Annotated in this window: 20 protein-coding genes and 2 pseudogenes; 16 read left to right on the top strand and 6 right to left on the bottom strand. The window is 59.7% G+C overall.

The window, feature by feature from the left end; translation table 11 throughout:
* Window position 1 precedes the first annotated feature (1 nt).
* From AT699_RS28770 to AT699_RS32350, 9 genes are all read left to right on the top strand, one after another.
* Entirely contained in the window at window positions 2–1,459 is a 1,458-nt protein-coding gene (locus AT699_RS28770; RefSeq protein WP_006224642.1) for a hypothetical protein, read from the top strand.
* A gap of 127 nt (window positions 1,460–1,586) precedes the next feature.
* Window positions 1,587–2,639, top strand: coding sequence for a PFL_4669 family integrating conjugative element protein (locus tag AT699_RS28765; RefSeq protein ID WP_006224641.1), 1,053 nt, complete (start codon window positions 1,587–1,589; stop codon window positions 2,637–2,639).
* Between the two features lie 219 nt (window positions 2,640–2,858).
* On the top strand, window positions 2,859–3,230 hold the full coding sequence (locus AT699_RS31785) for a hypothetical protein (protein WP_006224640.1): 372 nt from the start codon (window positions 2,859–2,861) through the stop codon (window positions 3,228–3,230).
* Complete coding sequence (locus AT699_RS28760; protein WP_006224639.1) at window positions 3,227–3,733, top strand: single-stranded DNA-binding protein; 507 nt, start codon at window positions 3,227–3,229, stop codon at window positions 3,731–3,733. The genes AT699_RS31785 and AT699_RS28760 overlap by 4 nt, the downstream gene beginning before the upstream one ends.
* 56 nt (window positions 3,734–3,789) lie before the next feature.
* The gene (locus AT699_RS28755) at window positions 3,790–4,047 is read left to right on the top strand and encodes a hypothetical protein (protein WP_006224638.1); all 258 of its coding nucleotides are present in this window, start codon (window positions 3,790–3,792) and stop codon (window positions 4,045–4,047) included.
* A gap of 9 nt (window positions 4,048–4,056) precedes the next feature.
* Complete coding sequence (locus AT699_RS28750) at window positions 4,057–4,467, top strand: hypothetical protein (protein WP_006224637.1); 411 nt, start codon at window positions 4,057–4,059, stop codon at window positions 4,465–4,467.
* Complete coding sequence (locus AT699_RS28745) at window positions 4,464–7,010, top strand: DNA topoisomerase (RefSeq protein WP_054485445.1); 2,547 nt, start codon at window positions 4,464–4,466, stop codon at window positions 7,008–7,010. The genes AT699_RS28750 and AT699_RS28745 overlap by 4 nt, the downstream gene beginning before the upstream one ends.
* A gap of 421 nt (window positions 7,011–7,431) precedes the next feature.
* The gene (locus tag AT699_RS28740; protein WP_232254253.1) at window positions 7,432–8,115 is read left to right on the top strand and encodes a hypothetical protein; all 684 of its coding nucleotides are present in this window, start codon (window positions 7,432–7,434) and stop codon (window positions 8,113–8,115) included.
* Window positions 8,112–9,317, top strand: a complete 1,206-nt coding sequence (locus AT699_RS32350) for a tyrosine-type recombinase/integrase (protein WP_232254254.1) — start codon at window positions 8,112–8,114, stop codon at window positions 9,315–9,317. Before AT699_RS28740 ends, AT699_RS32350 begins: the two co-directional genes overlap by 4 nt.
* Before the next feature lie 606 nt (window positions 9,318–9,923).
* On the opposite strand, the gene AT699_RS28735 is transcribed toward AT699_RS32350, so the two are convergent.
* Both AT699_RS28735 and AT699_RS28730 read right to left on the bottom strand, forming a co-directional pair.
* Entirely contained in the window at window positions 9,924–10,781 is an 858-nt protein-coding gene (locus tag AT699_RS28735) for an ImmA/IrrE family metallo-endopeptidase (RefSeq protein WP_058207533.1), read from the bottom strand.
* 5 nt (window positions 10,782–10,786) lie between these two features.
* Window positions 10,787–11,059, bottom strand: a complete 273-nt coding sequence (locus AT699_RS28730; protein ID WP_232254255.1) for a helix-turn-helix domain-containing protein — start codon at window positions 11,057–11,059, stop codon at window positions 10,787–10,789.
* Between the two features lie 231 nt (window positions 11,060–11,290).
* Between AT699_RS28730 and AT699_RS32045 the strand changes: the two genes are divergently transcribed.
* From AT699_RS32045 to AT699_RS32345, 6 genes and pseudogenes are all read left to right on the top strand, one after another.
* Window positions 11,291–11,455: a hypothetical protein gene (locus AT699_RS32045; protein WP_169818058.1), complete on the top strand. Its 165-nt coding sequence runs from the start codon at window positions 11,291–11,293 to the stop codon at window positions 11,453–11,455.
* A gap of 57 nt (window positions 11,456–11,512) precedes the next feature.
* Window positions 11,513–12,772, top strand: a complete 1,260-nt coding sequence (locus AT699_RS28725; RefSeq protein WP_058207531.1) for a nucleotidyltransferase domain-containing protein — start codon at window positions 11,513–11,515, stop codon at window positions 12,770–12,772.
* Between the two features lie 47 nt (window positions 12,773–12,819).
* On the top strand, window positions 12,820–13,227 hold the full coding sequence (locus tag AT699_RS28720; protein WP_232254256.1) for a hypothetical protein: 408 nt from the start codon (window positions 12,820–12,822) through the stop codon (window positions 13,225–13,227).
* 57 nt (window positions 13,228–13,284) lie between these two features.
* Window positions 13,285–14,193, top strand: coding sequence for an S-4TM family putative pore-forming effector (locus tag AT699_RS28715; protein ID WP_058207529.1), 909 nt, complete (start codon window positions 13,285–13,287; stop codon window positions 14,191–14,193).
* A 14-nt stretch (window positions 14,194–14,207) separates the two neighbouring features.
* On the top strand, window positions 14,208–15,650 hold the full coding sequence (locus AT699_RS28710) for an SMODS domain-containing nucleotidyltransferase (protein ID WP_058207528.1): 1,443 nt from the start codon (window positions 14,208–14,210) through the stop codon (window positions 15,648–15,650).
* Between the two features lie 137 nt (window positions 15,651–15,787).
* A pseudogene (locus AT699_RS32345) lies at window positions 15,788–16,056 on the top strand (site-specific integrase); the annotation flags it as partial.
* Between the two features lie 34 nt (window positions 16,057–16,090).
* Here the strand turns inward: AT699_RS32345 and tnpC are convergent.
* From tnpC to tnpA, 3 genes are all read right to left on the bottom strand, one after another.
* Entirely contained in the window at window positions 16,091–17,662 is a 1,572-nt protein-coding gene (gene tnpC, locus AT699_RS28705) for an IS66 family transposase (protein WP_058207527.1), read from the bottom strand.
* Window positions 17,663–17,724: 62 nt separating this feature from the next.
* The gene (tnpB, locus tag AT699_RS28700; protein ID WP_145964706.1) at window positions 17,725–18,069 is read right to left on the bottom strand and encodes an IS66 family insertion sequence element accessory protein TnpB; all 345 of its coding nucleotides are present in this window, start codon (window positions 18,067–18,069) and stop codon (window positions 17,725–17,727) included.
* On the bottom strand, window positions 18,057–18,395 hold the full coding sequence (tnpA, locus tag AT699_RS31325) for an IS66-like element accessory protein TnpA (RefSeq protein WP_232254257.1): 339 nt from the start codon (window positions 18,393–18,395) through the stop codon (window positions 18,057–18,059). The genes tnpB and tnpA overlap by 13 nt, the downstream gene beginning before the upstream one ends.
* Window positions 18,396–18,466: 71 nt before the next feature.
* On the opposite strand from tnpA, the pseudogene AT699_RS31320 reads away from it, so the two are divergent.
* Window positions 18,467–18,835 (top strand): annotated as a pseudogene (locus AT699_RS31320) (tyrosine-type recombinase/integrase); the annotation flags it as partial.
* A gap of 111 nt (window positions 18,836–18,946) precedes the next feature.
* Here the strand turns inward: AT699_RS31320 and AT699_RS28690 are convergent.
* Window positions 18,947–19,801: a universal stress protein gene (locus tag AT699_RS28690; RefSeq protein WP_058207524.1), complete on the bottom strand. Its 855-nt coding sequence runs from the start codon at window positions 19,799–19,801 to the stop codon at window positions 18,947–18,949.

Raw genomic sequence — 19,801 nt, 5'->3', positions numbered from 1 at the left:
TATGTCGACCAACATCGCCTACGACCGACTTTGGCTGGCCCTGAAGCGGAGCCGGCCTATCGCCTTTGGACTGTTCTTGGCACGTATGACCGGGAATCCGAAGGCGGCGATCGTACTGTCCCAGCTCGCGCATTGGACGCGAACCGGACGAGACGTAGCTCAAACCAACGGCTGGATCTTTAAAACTCAGCAGCAGTGGTGGCTTGAGACAGGCCTGTCGCGCGCGGAGCTCGACACCGCGCGCCGCAGGCTCCGCAATCTCGGCTTCGTAGAGGAGACATTGGCGGGCCGGCCAGCCACGTTGTGGTATCGAATGAACCTTCCGAACATAGCGAGGGCCTTGGAGGTGTGCAGGAAGGAGGCCCTTCCTGTCGAACTCACATTTGAGTTCATGCGCGCGCCTGAGCGCGCGGTGCGGGATCTGCTCGGGCCAACTACGGCGTATCACCGCATCCTGGCAGACGTGACCGGCGGAGTGAACGCCGGTCTACTTCTGTCGCGACTGCTCCAGCTTCAGCGCAAGTCCGTCGAGTCCGGGTATCCCTGGTTCAGCCTGACCGCACTCAACTGGCAAGAGGATCTCGCGCTGAATAGACGCTCGTTGGAGAACGCCAAGGATAAGCTGAAAGAGCTAGGTCTCGTACAGGAGTTCTACCTGAACCGCGGCGCCAAGCGCGTTTACACGCAAGTAGATCCCGCACTGCTCTGCAAGCTTCTGGAAGCACAGTTCGCATCTCAAGCAGCAGCCCGAAAGAGGGCTGAGGTGGAAGGTTTGGCGACCACGCGGCGCCACCAGGCATTCCAAATGTCTAGGGGCGAGCCGGGGCAGACTATGCCGCAAGCGGGCCCCGCGCCTGCCAATGTACGAAACCGACAAACTGGTAATGCCAAACCGGAAATATCAGATTGTGGGATTCGTACATTGCAGATTGCTGGAAACATGCATAGCAGTTTGCCAGATTCGTCCACTTCTATAAGGGATACGACTACAGGTCCGAATACAGCAACGACCACAACCCACGCGCGCGCACGGGAGGCCGTTTTGCAGCGAAACGAGTCAGTGGTGGTTGATTTGGACTCCCTTCTGTGGCCAGACGTGCTTCCGCAAGAGAGCAGGCAGGGCGCGATCACGATTCTTGGCTACGCGCCAACTGCTGTCCGGCAAACCCTGCTCGACGAGTTTGGCGCGCGAGCAAGACGGCAATCTGTGGAGAACCCGCTCGGATACCTGAGGCGACTGGTTCTCCTGGCCCAGCAAGGACGATTCGTGCCCGAGCTTGCCCATCTTGAAGAACAGCGTCGTCGCAACCTGGTTGCGGTTTCCGCCTCGGTGCGGGCGGCGGAGGCTGTGGTGGCGGCGAAGGCCTGCCCGGGTCCTCAGCCTTCGTCGAAGGAAGAGGGACGCGCCCGAATCGCAGAGCTACGCGCGGTGATGGCGGAGCGGAGGGCTCGGCCATGAGTGTTTTGCAGCAAAACAGGTCGACAAGGAAATTGACATTCGCGACCACGCTGTCGCCCTGGAGCAATTTCCTAACGATGCGGGCCAGCATCACCCATAAACACATTCAACAACGGAGAAGCGCCTGATGGCACCGAAAAAAACGGCGGTTGATTCTTCCCTGTCCGCATTTGCGACGGCGGACAACTCCCCATTTCCCGATCGTTACGACCTCGACGGTGAGCGCCGCATACTGGGCTCCCTCCTCAACGACGATGACCCCGACCCGGCCCATCCTCTCTTCGGGCGCTTGCAACTCTACTACGAGCGCGAGGCCGAATTTACGCGTATGCGTCAGGCCCATGAAGCGCGTGCCGGCGCCGACCCCTTGGTTGGGAGTTCTGAGGCGCGCCAGATAAAGACGTTGCCGTCGCTGGTCGCCGAGAGCCAGGACGTTATGTCTCTTCACACGCTGGAGGCCCTTCGGCTGTTTATGGGAAAGGCGGTCGAGCCCGGCAAGCCCGGCGCTCCGATTGCGGGTGGAAAGCGTGTTGCGGCAGCACTTCGATCCCTTTGGTCGCTGTCGTCGAATGACAATCCCTATGCAGACTGGGCTCTGGTCGAAACGAAGGCCCGCATTGAGGAAGTGCGCGCATACATCAAATCCGAACAAGGGCAACTGCTGTTGAAGCTGGACGAGATGAGAGCCAAGGGCCTCGCGTACTCGGTTTTGCAGTCCCGGGAGCCCGCGCAAATGCAGCTCGGCTTCGCCTCGCCCTATGGCTATATGGTGGCGCTACTCATCGTGGAAGTCGACTACTTCACACGAGTGTTGAAGAGTGCTCAACGTCGCGACCTAGTTTCGGGACGCCAAGGTCATGCGCTACTGCAGGCCGTCAAGCACAAATGTCGGAGCGTCTTTGAACGCGTTCTGTACTGGCAGAAGTATCTGATGAAGGACGAGCTCGTCACCCTAAGTCGCGTCGACTTTGTCGCGGGAGCAGAAGCGTCAGCCCAGCAGCGCGTGAGCGCCGTGAAAGCCATATTCGGGGAGGTGCCCAAGCCGGTGTTCATGGGTGAGGAGGCTCCTCGCCATACGAAGCGCCGGCTAAATCTATCTGCTGCCGAATTGCGACTGTTGGATGCGGTGCCGCTAGCGGATGCAGTTGCTACAGGCGTCGACAAGAACCTTCTGACCTAGATGGAGACGCTCATGTCGCCAAAGTCTGTCGCAGATGGTCTCACCAGCATGACAGGTTTGCCGTCACCTTCCGGGCTGGAGGGTGCGCGAGCGGTCGCCAGTGTCCCATCGTTCTCGTGCTCGTCCGTATCCGTGGACATAAAAGCCTTTAAGGGTAAGGGAGCGTTCCGCTCCCTGTCGCGGCAGTTCGCTGATTCGGTGGCGCAGGCAAGGGATGCCATGAGCGATCTGGCGCTGGATACCACCAGATTCGAAGTCGGCTGCTACTTGCGCCTAGTAGAAGAGCGTGGCCGCGGGGCGCTGGGACGGGCGCGGTTGCGTTGGTGCATTCGAGGCCATGCGCGCTACGTGCGATTTGAAGCGCTGGCAGGAATCTTGGAGACGCTCCCGCCATCGGTCGTGGAGCACTTCCGCAACTGCGACGTTCGCGCGATGGAATTGAACGCGCTTGAAAGCGTGCTGCGCCAAGCCGTCGACCAAGTGGAATCGTACTTGCGAAATGGTGCGCTGCGCCAACGGGCTGGAAACTTGGTGCCGCGCGCCGTTTTGCAGCAAAACACAAGAACCTATGAACGAAACCAGCAATCTTGAAGCTGCCGAAACGGGCGAACGACCCTGTCCACGCGGTAAGAGAGTTCTACGAGGATCAACTTTTTTGGAGCATTGAAATGGCTATGAGAAGCGAGATGGGCGGAAATGTTCTGGTGAATCCAGTGCTGAAGACCGTCAAGGTGAAGGGTGATGATCGCCAAATTTGCGAGCTCCGAGTGATGTGCTCGGAATACAAATCTGATGGCAATGGGGGGTACGTGCAGGACGACTCACGGACGTTTCCCGTCCAAGTGACCATCTGGCATGAGGGAACTGCAAAGCGGGTGTACGAGGTGGTGCGGGTTGGGGCAGCCGTCAGCGTGGTCGGGGCCGCATATGTGCGGCCATGGATCAACGAGCAAAGCGGTCAGGCAGAGGCCGGCATGTGCATGGACGCCGAGAAAGTCACCCTGGGCCTTCAGCGGATTGAAGCCGTGCAGTACCGCGCCAAGGCGCAGCCGGAAGCACCCCGAGCTACCGAGGCGGCGCCGACCGCTCTCTAACCATTATTCGATCGGTCGGGGGTGGCTCCGCCACCTCTGACGTGGAGGACATTGATATGCGTATCAGCACGAGAAGGCCGAAGTGGGAGCAGTTTCGCGAGTCGTACGTCCTGCGTGTCGGGAAAGAGCAGCGAGTGGTGGGCAGAGTCGACGTGATTGGCTCGGTGGGGTACTGGTGGCAGACGGCCGATAAGACGGATGTCGCCTACAGCCTTCAAGAGGCCAAGCGGAAGGTTGAGGACTTGCTTAGGCTGGGCGGTGGAGTGGTGGTGCTCAAAGGCATGGCGGCAAGTCCAATGGCCCGGGCCGCATAGGGGCGGGCCATGCGTAACTTTATTGGTCAGTATTTGGCGCGCGTGCGCCTAGCCACTCTTGAGACTGTTCTCGGGACTGCCGCCCTGGCGAGGAAGGGGCGCATCGCTGCGATGGGAGCGCCGCGCCGGTGGTGGCGCGTTCTGGCTCTTTTCTGCTCTGGTGTGCTTTTCGCAAACCTTATCGCCTATTTCGTGTCTGGCGGCGAGTCTGGGCATGAGGGTCTTGCCGGGTTTGCCGCACATCCCTTCAACATGGCCCTCATCGCTTATGTCCTCGGGTACGTGCTCTGCTTCGGCACCTGGAACTTGCTTTCGGTTGTTCGACGGTTGGGCCGCGAGGAAATGACGCGGGCGTCCTTCTTGCGAATGAATGGAAAGCGCACGAACTGGCCGCGACGTATCCCTCAGGAGCGGAAATGACGAAGACCCTCATAATCGCTGAGAAGCCCTCTGTCGCTCGCGATATCGCTGCGGCGCTTGGTGGGTGCCGTCAGGCCGGGAACTGGCTGGAAGGTGAGCAGTTTGTTGTCAGCTCTGGCATAGGGCACTTAGTTCAGATTGCCGACCCCGATCCTGGTCAGCCTGCTGGTGGGTTCGGTGGCCTTCCCCGCATTCCCGACCGATTTGTGCTGAGTCCTATCCCCGGAACGGTCGACCAGCTCAAGCTGCTCGGGAAGCTGATTGCACGCCCGGATGTGATCTCGGTGGTCAACGCTTGCGACGCGGGCCGTGAAGGTGAGCTGATCTTCAATCTGATTTATGAGTTTCACAAGGCGCAGAAGCCGGTGTATCGGATGTGGATTCAGTCCATGACTCCTGCGGCGATCCGCGAGGCCTACAAGGGGCTTCGGCCGGCCTCAGCCTTCGCCAGGTTGGGCGATGCGGCGCGCAGCCGGTCCGAGGCGGATTGGCTGGTTGGCATTAATGGTTCAAGAGCGGTATCTGCATTGGTTGAAGTGCTGACCGATCGACGCGAGCGGAATTCGCTGGGGCGAGTCCAGACGCCGACGCTCGCGATTGTTGTTCACCAGGAGCTTGCCATTCGCTCCTTTGTGCCGCGGCCATACTGGGAACTGCATGCGACTTTCGCCGTGCAGGCGGGCGAATATGTCGCGCGTTGGCGCGGTCCGTCTATCGACTCGGGGGACTCTGGCGACACGACTCACCGCATATGGGACAAATCCGCGGCCGAGGCCCTGCACGCACGATGCCGCGCTGCGGAGCCCTCCACGGTGCGAGATGAGTTCAAGGCAGTAACAAGCGCTCCGCCTAAGTTGTTCGACTTGACGACGCTTCAGCGTGAGGCCAACAAGCGGTTCAAATTCTCCGCCAAGAAAACGTTGGACTTGACCCAGGCCTTATACGAGAAGCACAAAGCTGTAACTTACCCGCGCACAGACTCCAATGCGCTTCCGGAGGACTATGTGGGGAAAGCTGCCTCAGTAATGGAGACGCTCTCTGTGGGTGCGTACGGCGAGCATGCTGGACGGATCATTGCCAATAGCTGGGTGCGCCCGGACAAGCGGATCTTCAACAATGCGAAGATCTCCGATCACTTCGCCATTATTCCAACTGGGAAGCTTCCGGAAGGCCTGACCGAAGGCGAAGCTAAGGTTTTCGACCTGGTCGTGCGACGGTTCCTGGCTGCCTTTCACCCGCCCGCGGTCTACGCTAAGACCGAGCGAACGACAGTCATGGCAGGGCACGAGTTCACGGCCACGGGCCGAGTGCTTCAAGAGGCTGGATGGATGGCGGTCTATGGGCGAGACCTTGATCCGGAGGACGATTCCACATCACTTTGCCCATTGGTGCAAGGCGAAGGCGCGGCGAATCGCGGCGTGAAGCTCGTGGCGCAGAAGACGAAGCCGCCCGCCCGGTTTAACGAAGCCACGTTGCTGGGGGCAATGGAGACCGCTGGAAAGTTGTTGGAGGACGATGATCTGAGAGAGGCGATGCGAGAGCGAGGGCTTGGAACGCCCGCCACTCGCGCGGCCATTATCGAAGTACTCCTAGCGGATCATGATCGTGCCAAACGACCGATTGAACCCTATTTGCGGCGGGAGGGAAAGGAGCAGCATCTCGTGCCCACCGACAAGGGCATTCAGCTTGTGCAGTTCTTGGAATCCAACGGACTTGAAGAATTGACTTCGCCCAGGATGACCGGGGATTGGGAAAGCAAACTGCGACTTATGGAGCGCGCCCAGTACGACCGATCGCGCTTCATGACCGAAACCGCTCAGTTTGCACGTCGCCTGGTTGAGACATTGAAGGCCAGGGCCGCGGCCGCCCCTGCGACGCCAAAGACCAGGCTTGCAGCGCCATGCCCAAAGTGTCAGGCGCCGCTGCAGGCGGGCACGCTACAAGTCTCGTGCAGCGCAGAATGTGGGTTTCGCCAGGTTAGATTGGTGGCAGGACGCGAACTTTCCGACGCAGAGCTGACTGTTCTGTACATCGATGGGAAAACGGGGCTGCTGGAAGGCTTCGTCAGCAAGACGAAGCGACTGTTCAGTGCCAAGCTCAAGGTAAATGCAGAGTGGCGTCTGGAGTTTGAATTCGAGGCCAGAGGTGACGCCAATACGGGCGCCGGTGTGACGCTCGGTGGTACGCAGAAGCGCTATCCGTGCCCGCTTTGCCGGCAACCGCTGCGCCTGCGGCAGAGCTCGAAGGGAGCCTTTTGGGGATGTTCAGCTTATCCGCAGTGCAAGCACACTCAGCCCGACGATGGCGGAAAGCCAGGCGTTCGCACGGCGACGGTCACGGCATCCATGCCGGTCGCGGAGGCGTTGCAGCTATCTGCCAGCCGTGAGGCGCCCGGTGGCGCTGCCGGAGCGGCGTGCCCGACTTGCGGCTCGGGAAAGCTCGTGAGCCGGGCTTCGAGCACGTCGCCCAGGCGCTTTCTAGGCTGCAGCAAGTTCCCTAAATGCCGTCATTTCGAATGGGAGAAAGGTCATGCGTCGAATTAGGGTGGACGTGCCTTTCAGGGCAGCTATTGGAACCATAGGGCGTGTGTCTCTGAACTTTGACCACTATGACAGCCTTCAAGTGCCAAAAGCCAGCTTATCTATTGACTTGGGGGTTGGGGCATGCGGGGAGGCAGTTACTGCCAGTCTTGACGTTGCGGCACTACGGCAGCTTGTGGACGGGATGATGGACGTGACTCTCGCGGTCGAGCGACGCCAGCGTTTGGACGGCCTGCAGGCTGCTGTTTAGCACTGCAGAACCTGTAGGTGCGGTATTCGCTGTTTAGCGTACACACTGCGCGGTGTGTACGGTAGTGCAGTCAGCCCGTAATAAGTATGACGATTTTCATGATTGATACTTCAGGGGGCAGTGGAAATGGGTAGGCCGTCATTTCAGCTAACGGATGACCATGCCAGGAAAATCATGAAGGCGATAGGCTATTTGCAGGTTGCCTATCCGACCGCTTCGGATAACCGCGCACTTCTTGATGGGCTGATACGAGTAATGTTGGACGTCACGGGTCGCTTGTATGGCGTGCCAACGTACCAGCGGATCTTGCGCGCCTACGCTCCGTCGCGAAGACCATCCACCGCGACCATTTTGTCGGTCCTGGTCGGCGTGCAAAGATCTTTCGCAAGCTCGCCGGCGCAGGCGGGTGAACTGGTGCCCAGCACTGCTACTGCGCCGCCCGCCGCGGCGGCAGCTCCCCGGCAGGAGGATCCGACTGCGGTTCGGCTGCTTGCAGTGGAGTTGGAGGAGCATCGCGGGCGGCGCCGGCTGTTAGAAGCTGATGTCGCTCGGCTCGAAGCTGCGATGATGCAGCAGAGTTGTGAGCTGTCGCGCGCCCAGGGCGAGGTGGATAGTGCCGAGCGTGCGCTCAACGCTATGGCTGATAAGTTGGCGGAGCTGGTGAACACAGTGACGCACGTCACAGAAGCGGAGAAAGGTGGACGGGCGTTCGCCTTGCGCGCGATCGAGGCCGCACGAGCAGAAGGCCGCCTATGGCGAGAGCGCTATGAAGGTCTGGAGGCGCTCAGGAAGGAAGAGCAAGCTCTGCTGGACTCGTATCGTCGGGCCGCTTTAGGGGCCGCAGGAGCCGCGCGATGACTGTTCTCGTGGCAACCCCTTCTCCGCTCGTTGCGGGCGACCCTGAGGGCTCTCTATGCGTTCTGGGAGCTGTTCGCGACGACTGGGAAGCGGCCGAGCGTTGGATTCAAGTGCTTGCCGCCCGACGGCCGCCCGTAAGCCACCATACTTTGGCGAACTATCGACGCGAAATTGCCCGCATCCAGTGGTACTGCCAGTTGGTCGGTTCGGATGGTCCAGGGCGTTGGTGCATTCCCGACGTGACGCGTTATCTCGATTTTCTGCGAGACAGATCGGGTGACCATATCTGCGGCCGACGCGCCGCGCGAGTCGGGGATACCGACTGGACCCCGTTTCGAGCCAGGCTTGGAGCATCGGCGCTGGCGAACTCACAGAAGGTCTTACATGCGCTGCTCAAATTTTGGTTTGAGGCAGGGTACCGCCGAGCCAATCCCATGGCGTCGATCGGAAGCGGCGGGGGAGTCGCGCGTGACGCGCCACGCCGGCATGCGGTGCCGCCCGATCTGATCGAAGAAGTGCTGGACTTTATGGGGCAGATTCCACGCACGTCAGTCGAGAAGAAGCTGATGTTTCTGCGGGATCGATTTGTCATTCGCCTGTTGCAATTCACGGGGATGCGCGCAAGTGAAGTTGTGTTAGCCAACATGGGCGACGTGGAGTTGTATGCGGATCCAAAAACTGGACGTGTGCATTGGTCCTTGTTGGTGAAACACGGCAAGGGTGGCAAAGCCGGACGTGTTGCTGTCCCAGCTCAGGTAATGGACGATCTTCGCGCGTACAGATATGCGTTTGGCTTTCCGCCAGAGCCCGTGTGCGGCGACTCCACCGCGCTGATCTTATCCACGCGGACGCGAAGGTCGGATGGGGCAGGCCGAGCGCCGCAGTCTGTGGTGGGGCGGCGAAGTCAACGGCTGTGGGCAGAGGTGCGCCGTCGCGCGACACTTTGGGACATTGTGTGTGGCGCGTTTGTTCACTGTGCAAAATCGCTGCGCGAAGCGGGCCGCGATTCCGAGGCCGCGTTGCTGGATCGTGCGTCGACACATTGGCTTCGACACACTTTCGGTCGCCAGCTTACCTTGCGTGGGATTGACGTCCGAATTATCGCTAAGGCCATGCGGCATGGCGATGTTCGAACGTCCATGGCCTATACGGAGCTGGATTTTCTAGACGTCGTGAGAGAACTCGAAGGTCCTGGACGATAGGGCGCTTTTGGAGTTGAAATTCATCCAACTGGAGATTTGCGTCATCTAGTTTGGAATACGTGACACGTCGGACGGAGTCCGACAGCGAGAAAAGCAGCGCGATTGCACGATTGCACTTTAAACAATGAATTAAGAGAAATTCTTCATTGACTTTGGTCTCATCGCGTCACTCAAGTTGGGATTTTGCTAGCAAAACTTCACCTAACCTGGGGTTTTAGATCAACAAAGCTGGAGCTGCTGGGTGATTGCCAAAGTGCAAAAACATCACACCTCGGACCCCGCCGTCCGAAATCTCGAAGCGCGCAGGTGCGCTTCTGAGACTAAATCCATTTCTTCTGAAGGCCGGTTTCGGCCGATTCTGTTGAAAAACTCGATCTCCGCGCGCCATCGCACCAGGATCGAAAAATGGACCCTCCAGATCGGCGCCAGATCAACGATCTCATCCCGGGCAAGGGGTGAAGCACTCTCAAGAACGTAGTCGAGTGTCACTGGAAGGAGTTTTTCAACAGAATCGGCCAAAAACGGACATTCATTAAAATCAAATGAGTGTCGGCTCTGAAGCGATAAATGGCCCGAGCTCTTTACCTGATCTGCTGAAGGTGAGAGTTAGAACGAAGGCAGATTGTTTGTCATATCTTCGTCCGGCGCATCTGGATGTTCCACCCCAGGTGCGTCAAGAACCAACAGAGAAATGGACATGTCGTACCGGTCGGAGAGTACGAGCATCTCGCGCAAAGGCAGCCTGATAGGCCAGACGCCGGGAGGGTGCTCCACGCCCGCGCGATAATCCGCCGTGGATAGTGCTTGGTCTGGACTCACAGCAAGCGAGCCCGAAGGCAGTTCCATACCCTCATGCAGCGCTCCAAATGTATATTTCTTCGCACTGCTACTGGCCTTCCACCAGTGCAGCATCCCTTCCCGCCCCATGACGGCAACGGCAGCCTGATCAGTGAACTCCAACCACTTGAGGATTGCAGCCGTCAGAGAGACGCCGTAACGGTCGGCGCACTGTCCCAGGAGATCAAGAGTGATCCGACGGCCGTGCACCAGTTGGGTGTAGTCGTCGATAGGCATGAGCAGGTACGACGCAAACTGGTCTGCCTCCCGTTCGATCCTGGCCCCCGTGATGCCCAATGTTGCACTTTGGGAGCACTGAAATGCCTCTTGCAGTTTGCGATGCAAGACGTAGTGCCCGAACTCATGCGCAACGGTGAAGTTGGACCGTCCTGGCAGGTCGGGGTGCGGGTGGTACAGCAGCGCCCAAACTTTTCTCTCTTTCAGCCAGAACAATCCGCCCTCGAAGCCTTTCAACTCTCTAGCCTGCAGCTCCCCAATGGGCGCCTCCGGCGCTACATTCCTGGACCATTCCTGGGCCAATGCTCCCGCGTTGATTGGGAACGTGAGGCCATGGACGGCGCGCCATAGCTGCGCCATCTTGATCGCCTCTCGCGCTGGAGAAAGCATCTGATTCAAGACCCAGCCTTCTTGTCGAGGACGCTGAGGATCTCCTGCAACTGCTGCTTTACCCCGTCGTCTAACGACTGGTACTTGCGAAAGAAGGCTTCGTCGGCCACATCGATCGTGGGCTCGGCGACGTCGTCATTCATCAGGAATTCGGGCGTCACGCCCAGGACCTTCGCAACCTCATTGATCCGATCTGCGGACGGGCGGGCCTTATCCTTGTTTTCCAGCTCCCATACGGAGGACTTGGACGCACCGATCTGCTCGGCGAATTTTTCCATCGTCAAGCCTGCTTTCTTCCGCAATGTGCGGACCTTTTCACCCAGTGTTGGCATACTTGTTCGGACTTTCGGTAAAAAAAATACTTGACTCCAGAAGTTCGGGAGTCCACAATTTTTATTGTGATTATTCCGAACTTACTGCGCAACCCCAATTTGGTAACACGGCCAGAGGGGGAGAGGCCCAAGGCCGGAATATCGCAACCAACCAACCGATCCTGAAAGGGGACGACCATGAGCAAGACGTTGAAGCCCGGTACGCCGGCACCGAAGTCCGGTCAGTACAAGAACCCAGGCACCGGCAATGAAGTGACAGGCGTGAAGGGCAAGCCGCTGCCACCGACGCCGCGGCCGGGCCAAGGCTACAAGCTGGTAGACCCCACTAAGCACAAACGTTGAGCTTGGGCGAGTCCAGGTGAAGCTGGCAGCCATCAACAAGAAGTTCAAGGAGTTCCTTTGATCCGCGAACCTGTGACTCTTCCTCAGCGCCCTCGCATTTCCATACGGTCGTCGGCGCGCTTCTTCCACCTAGTGGATGCCATCGCTCAGGCCCACGAACCAACGCCCACCCAGTTGAGCGCGCTGGAGCGCTCATACAACAGCACCGGTGAATTTCTTTCGGCTTGCCCTGAGTTTCGGGGCGACCTGATCCAGATCCACGCCCATGGCTCTCGACAGTTGGGCACAATCGTTCGGCCGCGGGACGGCTCGCGGGAGGGCTTCGACATCGATTTGATCGCGCGTTTGGCGTCAGGCGCGCGTCCCCAGTACGAGGGCGAGCGAGGGCCAACTGTGCTGCTCGACCGTTTGCATCGCGCCTTGTCCCGCTACGCCGATGCGCATGGGCTCCGGCTACGCCGCTGGGAGCGTTGCGCGACACTCGAGTACGCGGAAGGCATGTGTGCCGACATCGCTCCAGTCATTGACTCTCCATTGTTGGCCGCCCCATTCGGTGAGACGCACGGGCTCATCCCTGACCGTAAATTGCGGCTCTTCGACTCCACGAATCCGCGAGGGTACGCGGAGCATTTTGATCTCGCCGCCGCGATCTCTCCGAATTTCACAGCCGTTGCGACCTTTGCGGCGGCGATGGATTCGGTCAAGCGTGCTGATGTGACGCCGTTGCCCGACGCTCAAGAGGTGTTCGACCGACTGCTGTGTCGGCTGGTTCAACTGCTGAAGCTGCATCGCAATGTGGCCTTCGGCATTGCGCAAGGGAGCCCAGACATGGCGCCTTCCTCAGTCTTCCTGACGACGTTGGCCGCTATGGCATATGCGGTGGAGGCGCCGCAGCCACACGATAGTCCCCTGGAATTGCTACTAGATATCGTTGAGCGGATGCCACTGCACTTCGAGCGTATTCTGAGGTCCGATGGTTCCGAAGAATGGCTTTTGCCCAACCCGTCTGCCCCAAAGGACAACTTGGCGGCAAGCATGAATTCTCCCGCGAGGCAGGAAGCTTTTTTCTTGTGGCACCGACGCCTCATCGATGACCTAAGGCGCATCCTGCGGACCATCGAGAATAATGAGGGCATGGATGTCTTGCTCAAAGTATTGGAGGGCGCGTTCGGACCCCGCTCTGCGGCCGCGATCCAGCAGGACCACACCCAGCGACGCCAAGTCAACCGCGCGGCGGGCCGGGTAACGCTGATCTCGTCGGCCGCAGCCGCGCCGGTCAGTGTCGCTGCGCGCCCGCACACTTATTTCGGTCGTTGATGAGACAGTATCCGGCGCCGCCCGTTTCGACCTTGGCTCAGAGAGCCATGGAACTGCGTGCTCTTTCTCTTGAAGGCGCCCGTCTGGTGTTTCAGTCAGGCCGCGCGTTGCGCTATAGATTCCACTTGGCACCGAGCGATTTCGGTCGCATTTATGAGTGCGAGCTTCGCTTGACACCCGATTCACGTCTACCAGAAATGTTCGTGCTCAGTCCTGACCTGACGGTCCTGGCCGACGAAGCCACGCTACCGCACATCTACCCCAACGATGGTCCCGGCACCAAGCTGTGTCTGTGGTGGCCCAAACAGCGCGAATGGATCCCGCAGATGAAACTGGTCGACACCTACATTGCCTGGACCGCAGAGTGGCTGTGGTATTTCGAGGACTGGTTGACGACAGGGGTATGGGCCGGCGGCGGCGAGCATCCGCGGCAACGCAGGAAGCGTTGGGCTTGAGACGTCGATGATTGAATCATAGGATCTCAAAAATGGTGCAAGTAGAAGGGGGACAACATGAATGAAATCGACAAGAAGCAGCTGGAGCCGCGAATGCTCAATTTGCTGCGCGCCAGGACATTGATCTATCGGCGGGCTAAGAACGTCCAGGCCGTGGGCTTTGCCATCTCGCTCGGATTCCCGATCCTCGGCTTAGTCGTGTCCGCGTATCTCCTCCCGGGGAAGCCGTTCATTGCATTCTTCGCCCTTATCTTCGGCTTCCTGGAGGTTCTGCTGCTTGACCGCTGGCACCGTGCTCAGCTCAAGAGCGCGGCCAAGCTGCAGGAAGATTTCGACTGCACGATATTGCAGATGGACTGGAACGCCTTTTTGGTTGGCAATCGGATAGACCCTGAGGATGTATTTGCCGACGCATGCAAGAAGCTCAGTGACAAAGACGAGCAACGGCTGATCAATTGGTATCCGCTCGCCGTCAAAGAACTGCCACTGCATTTGGCAAGGCTGGTGTGTCAGCGGACCAACCTCTGGTACGACAGCGCTTTGCGCAAACGCTACAGGTTCGTTCTCTTGGCGGGCTGCGTAGTGCTGGGTGCCGTGGCTGGCTTCGCCTCGCTCGCGATCGACTACACCATGACGACATTCGTGCTTTCGACGCTGGCTCCGATGACGCCGGTGTTGATCTGGGCGCTCAGAGAGTGCAACCGGCAGGCAGCTACCTGTGAGCTATTAGACCGGCTCAACGATGAAGTCAAGAAGCTCTGGGACCATTCCCGCAGTGGCGCAACAGAACAGGAGATCAGCATGCGGTCGCGCGAGCTGCAAGATGCTATCTTCAACCACCGCGCCTCCAGTCCGTTGATCTTCGACTGGGTCTACAACCTGTTGCGCAGGCAGATGGAGGAGCGGATGAATGCCGGTGCAGAGCACTGGGTGAACGAATTGCGTGCAGCGGGCAATGCGCGCTGAAGGTGGGTAGAAAAATGAAACTGGTCCAAGACTTCAACGCCTTTCTGAACGACACCGTCAACCTCAACAGCACGCGGTTCGATCAGCTCGAATGCAGCATCGAGGCCATCAGGAAATCGGTGCGAGGGCTTGACTGGAAGCCTTCCATCGTCGGTTTTGCCGCGCAAGGGTCTTGGGCTCACAAAACTATCATCAAACCCCTGCCCGGAGATCCTTTCGACGCGGACCTGCTGGTTTTCGTGAGGCCGATCTCAGGCTGGGAGGCGAAGGACTACATCAACGAGCTGTATGCGGAGATGGGAAAGCTCGGTCTGTACAAGGACAAGATAAGGCGCTATTCGCATTGCATCACCGTTGAGTACGTTGGCGAGCGCAAGATCGACGTGGCACCCTGCGTGAAAGAGCGTCTTCATTCGGACGTTTGGGAGGTTTGCAATCGCGATACCAATCTCTTCGAAAAATCCAACCCACTCGATTACACCAATTGGCTGATTGAGCGCAATGGAATCTGTGGGAACAACAGTTTTCGCAAGGTCACCCGTTTACTAAAGTACCTCAGAGACATCAAGACGAACTTCACGTGCCCCTCGTTCCTCTTGACGACCTTGCTTGGAATGCAGGTATACGCCTCAGACAAAGGGACTGTGGGCTTCACCGATGTCCCCACGACGCTCAAGACGCTAGTTGATCGCCTCGATGACTGGCTGCAGGCCAACCCAAGCAAACCTACGGTGCGAAATCCCGTATTGTTCGAGGAGATTCAAAGCAGTGCGTGGGACGATATCAAATACTCAAACTTCCGCGCGAAGATTAATCTGTACCGTGGTTGGATCGATGACGCCTACGATGAGCCAGACAAAGAGGAAAGCATCGGGAAATGGCAGCGTGTGTTTGGCGAAGACTTTGCTACTCGGGAGGCTGTCGAGAAAGCCGGCAAAGTCAGTGAAGCTGCACTGTCCGCCGTCCGGGGAAGCGCGGCGTTGGCTGGCGTGGCAGATCTGGTCGCGTTGGTAAAGAAGATCGGTCGGGAGGCGCTGCCCCGCGACTTCGATCGCCTGCCGCACATGCGCCGTCCGCGATGGCGGGAGGCTGCCGGGACACGGTTAACGGTGAACGTTGGTGCGCAACTCTGGACAGAGCGCTTCGGGCGGCAAGTCAGCCCGTTCGTCTCGCTCGCGCCCACGCCGCCTGGGTACTGGGTCCGTTTCAACGCCAGCAACAATCTCGGGCTCCCGTTCCCTGATACCTATAAGGTCGAATGGCGTGTGACGAATACGGATGAAGTAGCGCGGCGTGCCAACGCACTGCGTGGCGACTACTACCGTTCAGATGAGCCATGGGTTCGATGGGAGCGATTGTCGTACCGAGGAGTCCATATGGTCGAGGCCTTCCTGATCCGAAGATCCGATGATTTCCTATTAGGCAAGAGCGATCCGTTCTACGTGGTGATCGAATAGGAATTGGGAGCACAGCCGATTTCGAAGGTCTTTGCCACATGCCGGAAGATCTGGCCTTTTCGAGCGTCCGTTTCGGGTCGGATAGCGCCCCTCCGTAGGAGCACACTGAATCTCCCTTTACTCAAAAGGAGATTGTCATGGAATCCGCGAATGCCGCCGTTGACCGTCGTGTGCCATGGAACAAGGGAAAGCTCACCGGGCAGAATCCGCCCCTAAAGCTCCGAGAAATTTGGGCAATTCGAATGAGACTTCAGATGGCTTCGAACACCCGGGAACTCGCGATGTTCAATCTCGCAATTGATAGCAAGCTTCGAGCGTGCGATCTCACGCGATTGCAGGTACAGGACATCCGTCACGGAAACCACATAGCCGCGAGAGCTAAGTCATGCAACAGAAGACCCAGCGTAAGCGCCTGCCGAACACACCCTTGACGGTCCAGCCTACTTGGCAGGCACCCACCGATGCGGCAGCAGTTCAGCGATCTGGCTGTTTTTCTGCGTCGGCAACCGCGTAAGCACGTTCTTCAGATAGGCATACGGATCGTGCCCATTCAGCCGCGCCGACTGGATCAGGCTCATGATGGCGGCCGCGCGTTGCCCGCCGCGCAGCGACCCCGCGAACAGCCAGTTCGAACGACCGATCGCCCACGGGCGGATCTGGTTCTCCACCCAGTTGTTGTCGATCGGCGCATCGCCGTCGTCAAGGTAGCGTGTCAGCGCCTCCCAGCGCTTGAGGCTGTAGTCGATGGCGCGTGCGGTGCCGGAGCCTTCCGGCACGCGCTGGCGCTGCCCGATCAGCCACCGATGCAACGTTTCGGTTATCGGCTTGGCGCGTTCCTGGCGCATCCGCCTGCGCTCATCGGCAGGCAACTCGGCGACCTCCCGCTCTACGCCGTACAGCGCGCCGAACAACTCCAGCGCCTCGGCGGCGATCTGGCTCTGGTTGTTCGCATGCAAGTCATGGAACTTTCGCCGGGCGTGCGCCATGCAACCCAGTTCAATAATACCGGCAGCGAAGCCAGCCTTGTAGCCGGCATAATCGTCGGTCACCAGCTTGCCGCGCCAATCTTCCAGGAAGGTGCGGCAGTGCTCGCCGGCCCGGCTGGGCGCGAAGTCGTAGAGCACCGCGTGCAGGCTGTCGTACGAGGTCGGTGTGTACGCCCACAGGTACGCACGGTGCGTCTTGCCCGCGCCCGGCTTGAGCATCTGCACCGGCGTCTCGTCGGCATGCAGCATGGATTTGCCCAGCACCTCGGCTTTCAACGCATCGACCAGCGGCTGCAACCGCAGCCCGCACACGCCGACCCACTCGCCCAGCGTCGAGCGCGGCAGCGCCAGGCCGGCGCGCGCAAAGATGCCTTCCTGACGGTATAGCTGCAGGTGGTCGGCGAACTTGGCCACCAGCACCTGCGCCAGAAGTCCCGCGGTCGGGATGCCCTTGTCGATGACCTGCGCGGGCACGGGCGCCTGCGTGAGCGTCTCGCAGTGCTCGCACACCCACTTGCCACGGATGTGGCGCTCGACCGTAAGGACGCCCGGCAGGTAGTCCAGCTTCTCACTGACGTCCTCGCCGATGCGTTTCAATCCGCAGCCGCAGCGGCACGTCGTGGTCGCCGGTTCGTGATGGATGTCGGTGCGCGGCAGCTCAGCCGGCAGCCGCAGGCGACGCGGAACTTGGGGCACCGTGGGCTTGGTCGAGATCGCCTCGCGTAGTGCGTTGACTTCCTCTTCGATGGCCGCCATGTCGGCATCCATCGTCTCTTCCAGCAGGCTTGCCTGCGCGGGGTTCAACTGCTCGCTGCGCTTGCCGTAGCGCCAGCGCTTGTACAGCGCCAGTTCTTGCATGAGCTGATCGATGTGCGTTTGTTTGAAGTGCAGTGCGCGATCCCGCTCGGCGACCACCGCGTCGTGCGCCGCTATCTGGGCGTCACGCGTGGCCACCTCGCCCATCAGGCGTTCGGCCAGCGCGCGCAGTTGCTGCGCGTCAAGGTGATCCAGGGATGCGGTACTCATGGCCGCCAGTATGCCGCAGGGCTCGCAGTGGCGGTATTGGCGTCATGCCGGATTGCACAGCGCTATAGCACCGTGATCGTCCCGGCCGCACCCACATGCTGCCAGGGCAAGCCCAGCACCAGCGCCTGCCACTGTTCGCCATCGACCGCGACGTGGGGGCCATGCAGGGCATCGGCCCACACGAACTTGCCTCGGTTCAGCCGGCGCGCAGCCAGCCACACGCCGATCCCGTCGTGCCCCAGCACCTTCATCCGGTTGGCGCGCCGGTTTGCGAAGCAATAGGCGTGGTGCGGGCGAGCCACGCCGAACACCGCCACCACCCGGGCCAGCGCCGTCTCGGTGCCAGCGCGCATGTCCAGCGGCTCGGTGGCCAGCCAGATCGCATCGACACGGATCACCGCAGCCACTCACGCAGCCACGCCACGCACGTGCCAGCTTCGCTTACGGGCCATTGCACCGTCGCTTGCACAGGACCACGCGACAAGCGGATCTCGATGTGACGGCCTGCCGAGGAAACCGCTGGCAACGCGACCGGCACGAACGCCGGCGCTACAGGGCTCTGCCGTTCGGTCTGGCGGATCCATTTATGCACCAGGTTCGCGTTCACGCCGTGCGACAGCGCCACTCCAGCGATGGATGTTCCTGGCTGGCTGCACTGGGCCACGATCTGCGCCTTCAACGCCTTCGGATAAGACCGGCGCTTAGGCGCCGGCGCTAATTCTGTCTTCGACATGGTGTCCACCTAAAAGTGGTGGACACTATCGGGGACAACGCACTCGCTCAAGATGGGTTTGCCGGGCGCTTACGACCCAGCGTCCGGTCCAATTCGAGATTACGGAGCAAACCCGTGAGAGCCTTGACGCATGGATCGAAGCGCGAGGGCTAAAGGCGGCGGATTTTCTGTGTTCGAGCCGGTTGCATACGTCGCTACATCTGTCGACGCGGCAGTACGCCCGGATTGTGCATCGCTGGGTCACATCGATTGGCCTCGACGATACCGCATATGGAACCCACACTATGCGCCGTACAAAAGCCTCGCTGATCTACCGCCGGACGAAGAATCTTCAGGCTGTACAGCTGCTGCTCGGGCATACGAAGCTGGAAAGCACAGTTCGCTACCTTGGCATCGAGGTAGACGATGCTCTTGAGATGGCTGAACAAACAGAGGTTTGATGCATCCTGGCCGGCGAGCGGTCGCTTGCCGGCCAAAATGAGACTTTCGGTTCATCCGATGTAGGTGACGTGCGTGGGTCACCCTATCGACTATCCCATAAGTTCTCACCGCTAGCGCACAAGCAGAATCGGCGCCTCAACAGCTCGTATCATTGACGTCGTGGTACTACCAACGATCAAATTTCTGAGCGGGGAGTGGCCATAGGCCCCCATGACCAGCACGGACGTCGGAGCCCCGGCTACGCAGTCGGCGATAACTCGCTCAGGTGACCCCGACGTGAGCGAAAAAGTTGCGGCCCGCCCGCTTTGCTCGAAGAGCTTAACGGCCTGCTCCATTTGGTCTCGATGCTCTTGCGTTTCCGCGCCAGCCCTGACGAGGTGAATGGGCAGACGGTCGAGCAACGGCGTGCTCGTCAGCAGTGCGATCGCCCTGGCAATAGACTTGCCTCCGTCGTATGCAATCACAGCCTGCGTGGGTGCCACAAACTGCTCGGGTGCAACCAACAGCGGCTTGTTGCTGGCTCGAAGCACACGCTCGATTTTCGATCCGAGATGGCCGGCGGCAAATGCGCTGGAGGCCCCACGCTTGCCCATCACCACCAAGCCCGCCTCAGCTTCACGCTCGATGATGGTCTCTACGATACCGCCGTGCAGGTGCACCGTGCTGACGTCGTCGACGCCGGCAGCCCGCAAGCGCGCTTCAGCGCCCGCCAAGAGCGCGCGGCCGCCTTCGACCGCCAACTTGCCCTGGGCTTCCTCGATACGGGTCAGCTCTTCCAGCAGTTCGCTTTTCACGCCCAGCCCGATCGCGCCACTGAGATCGTGCCGCGCCGTCACCGCGCTTTTTCGCTGCACGACGTGCAGCAGTTCAACGCCCCAGGAAAGGCGGGGCGCCACCCATGCCGACAAATCGCAAACCGAGGCGGCATAGGGGGAGGCATCGAGGCATGCAAGTATTTTGGACAT

The sequence above is a fragment of the Achromobacter xylosoxidans genome, assembly GCF_001457475.1.
GTDB classification, from domain to species: Bacteria; Pseudomonadota; Gammaproteobacteria; order Burkholderiales; family Burkholderiaceae_B; genus Achromobacter; species Achromobacter xylosoxidans.
Note: the sequence above shows the minus strand (reverse complement) of the source record. Positions and strands in the feature narration are given on the sequence as shown.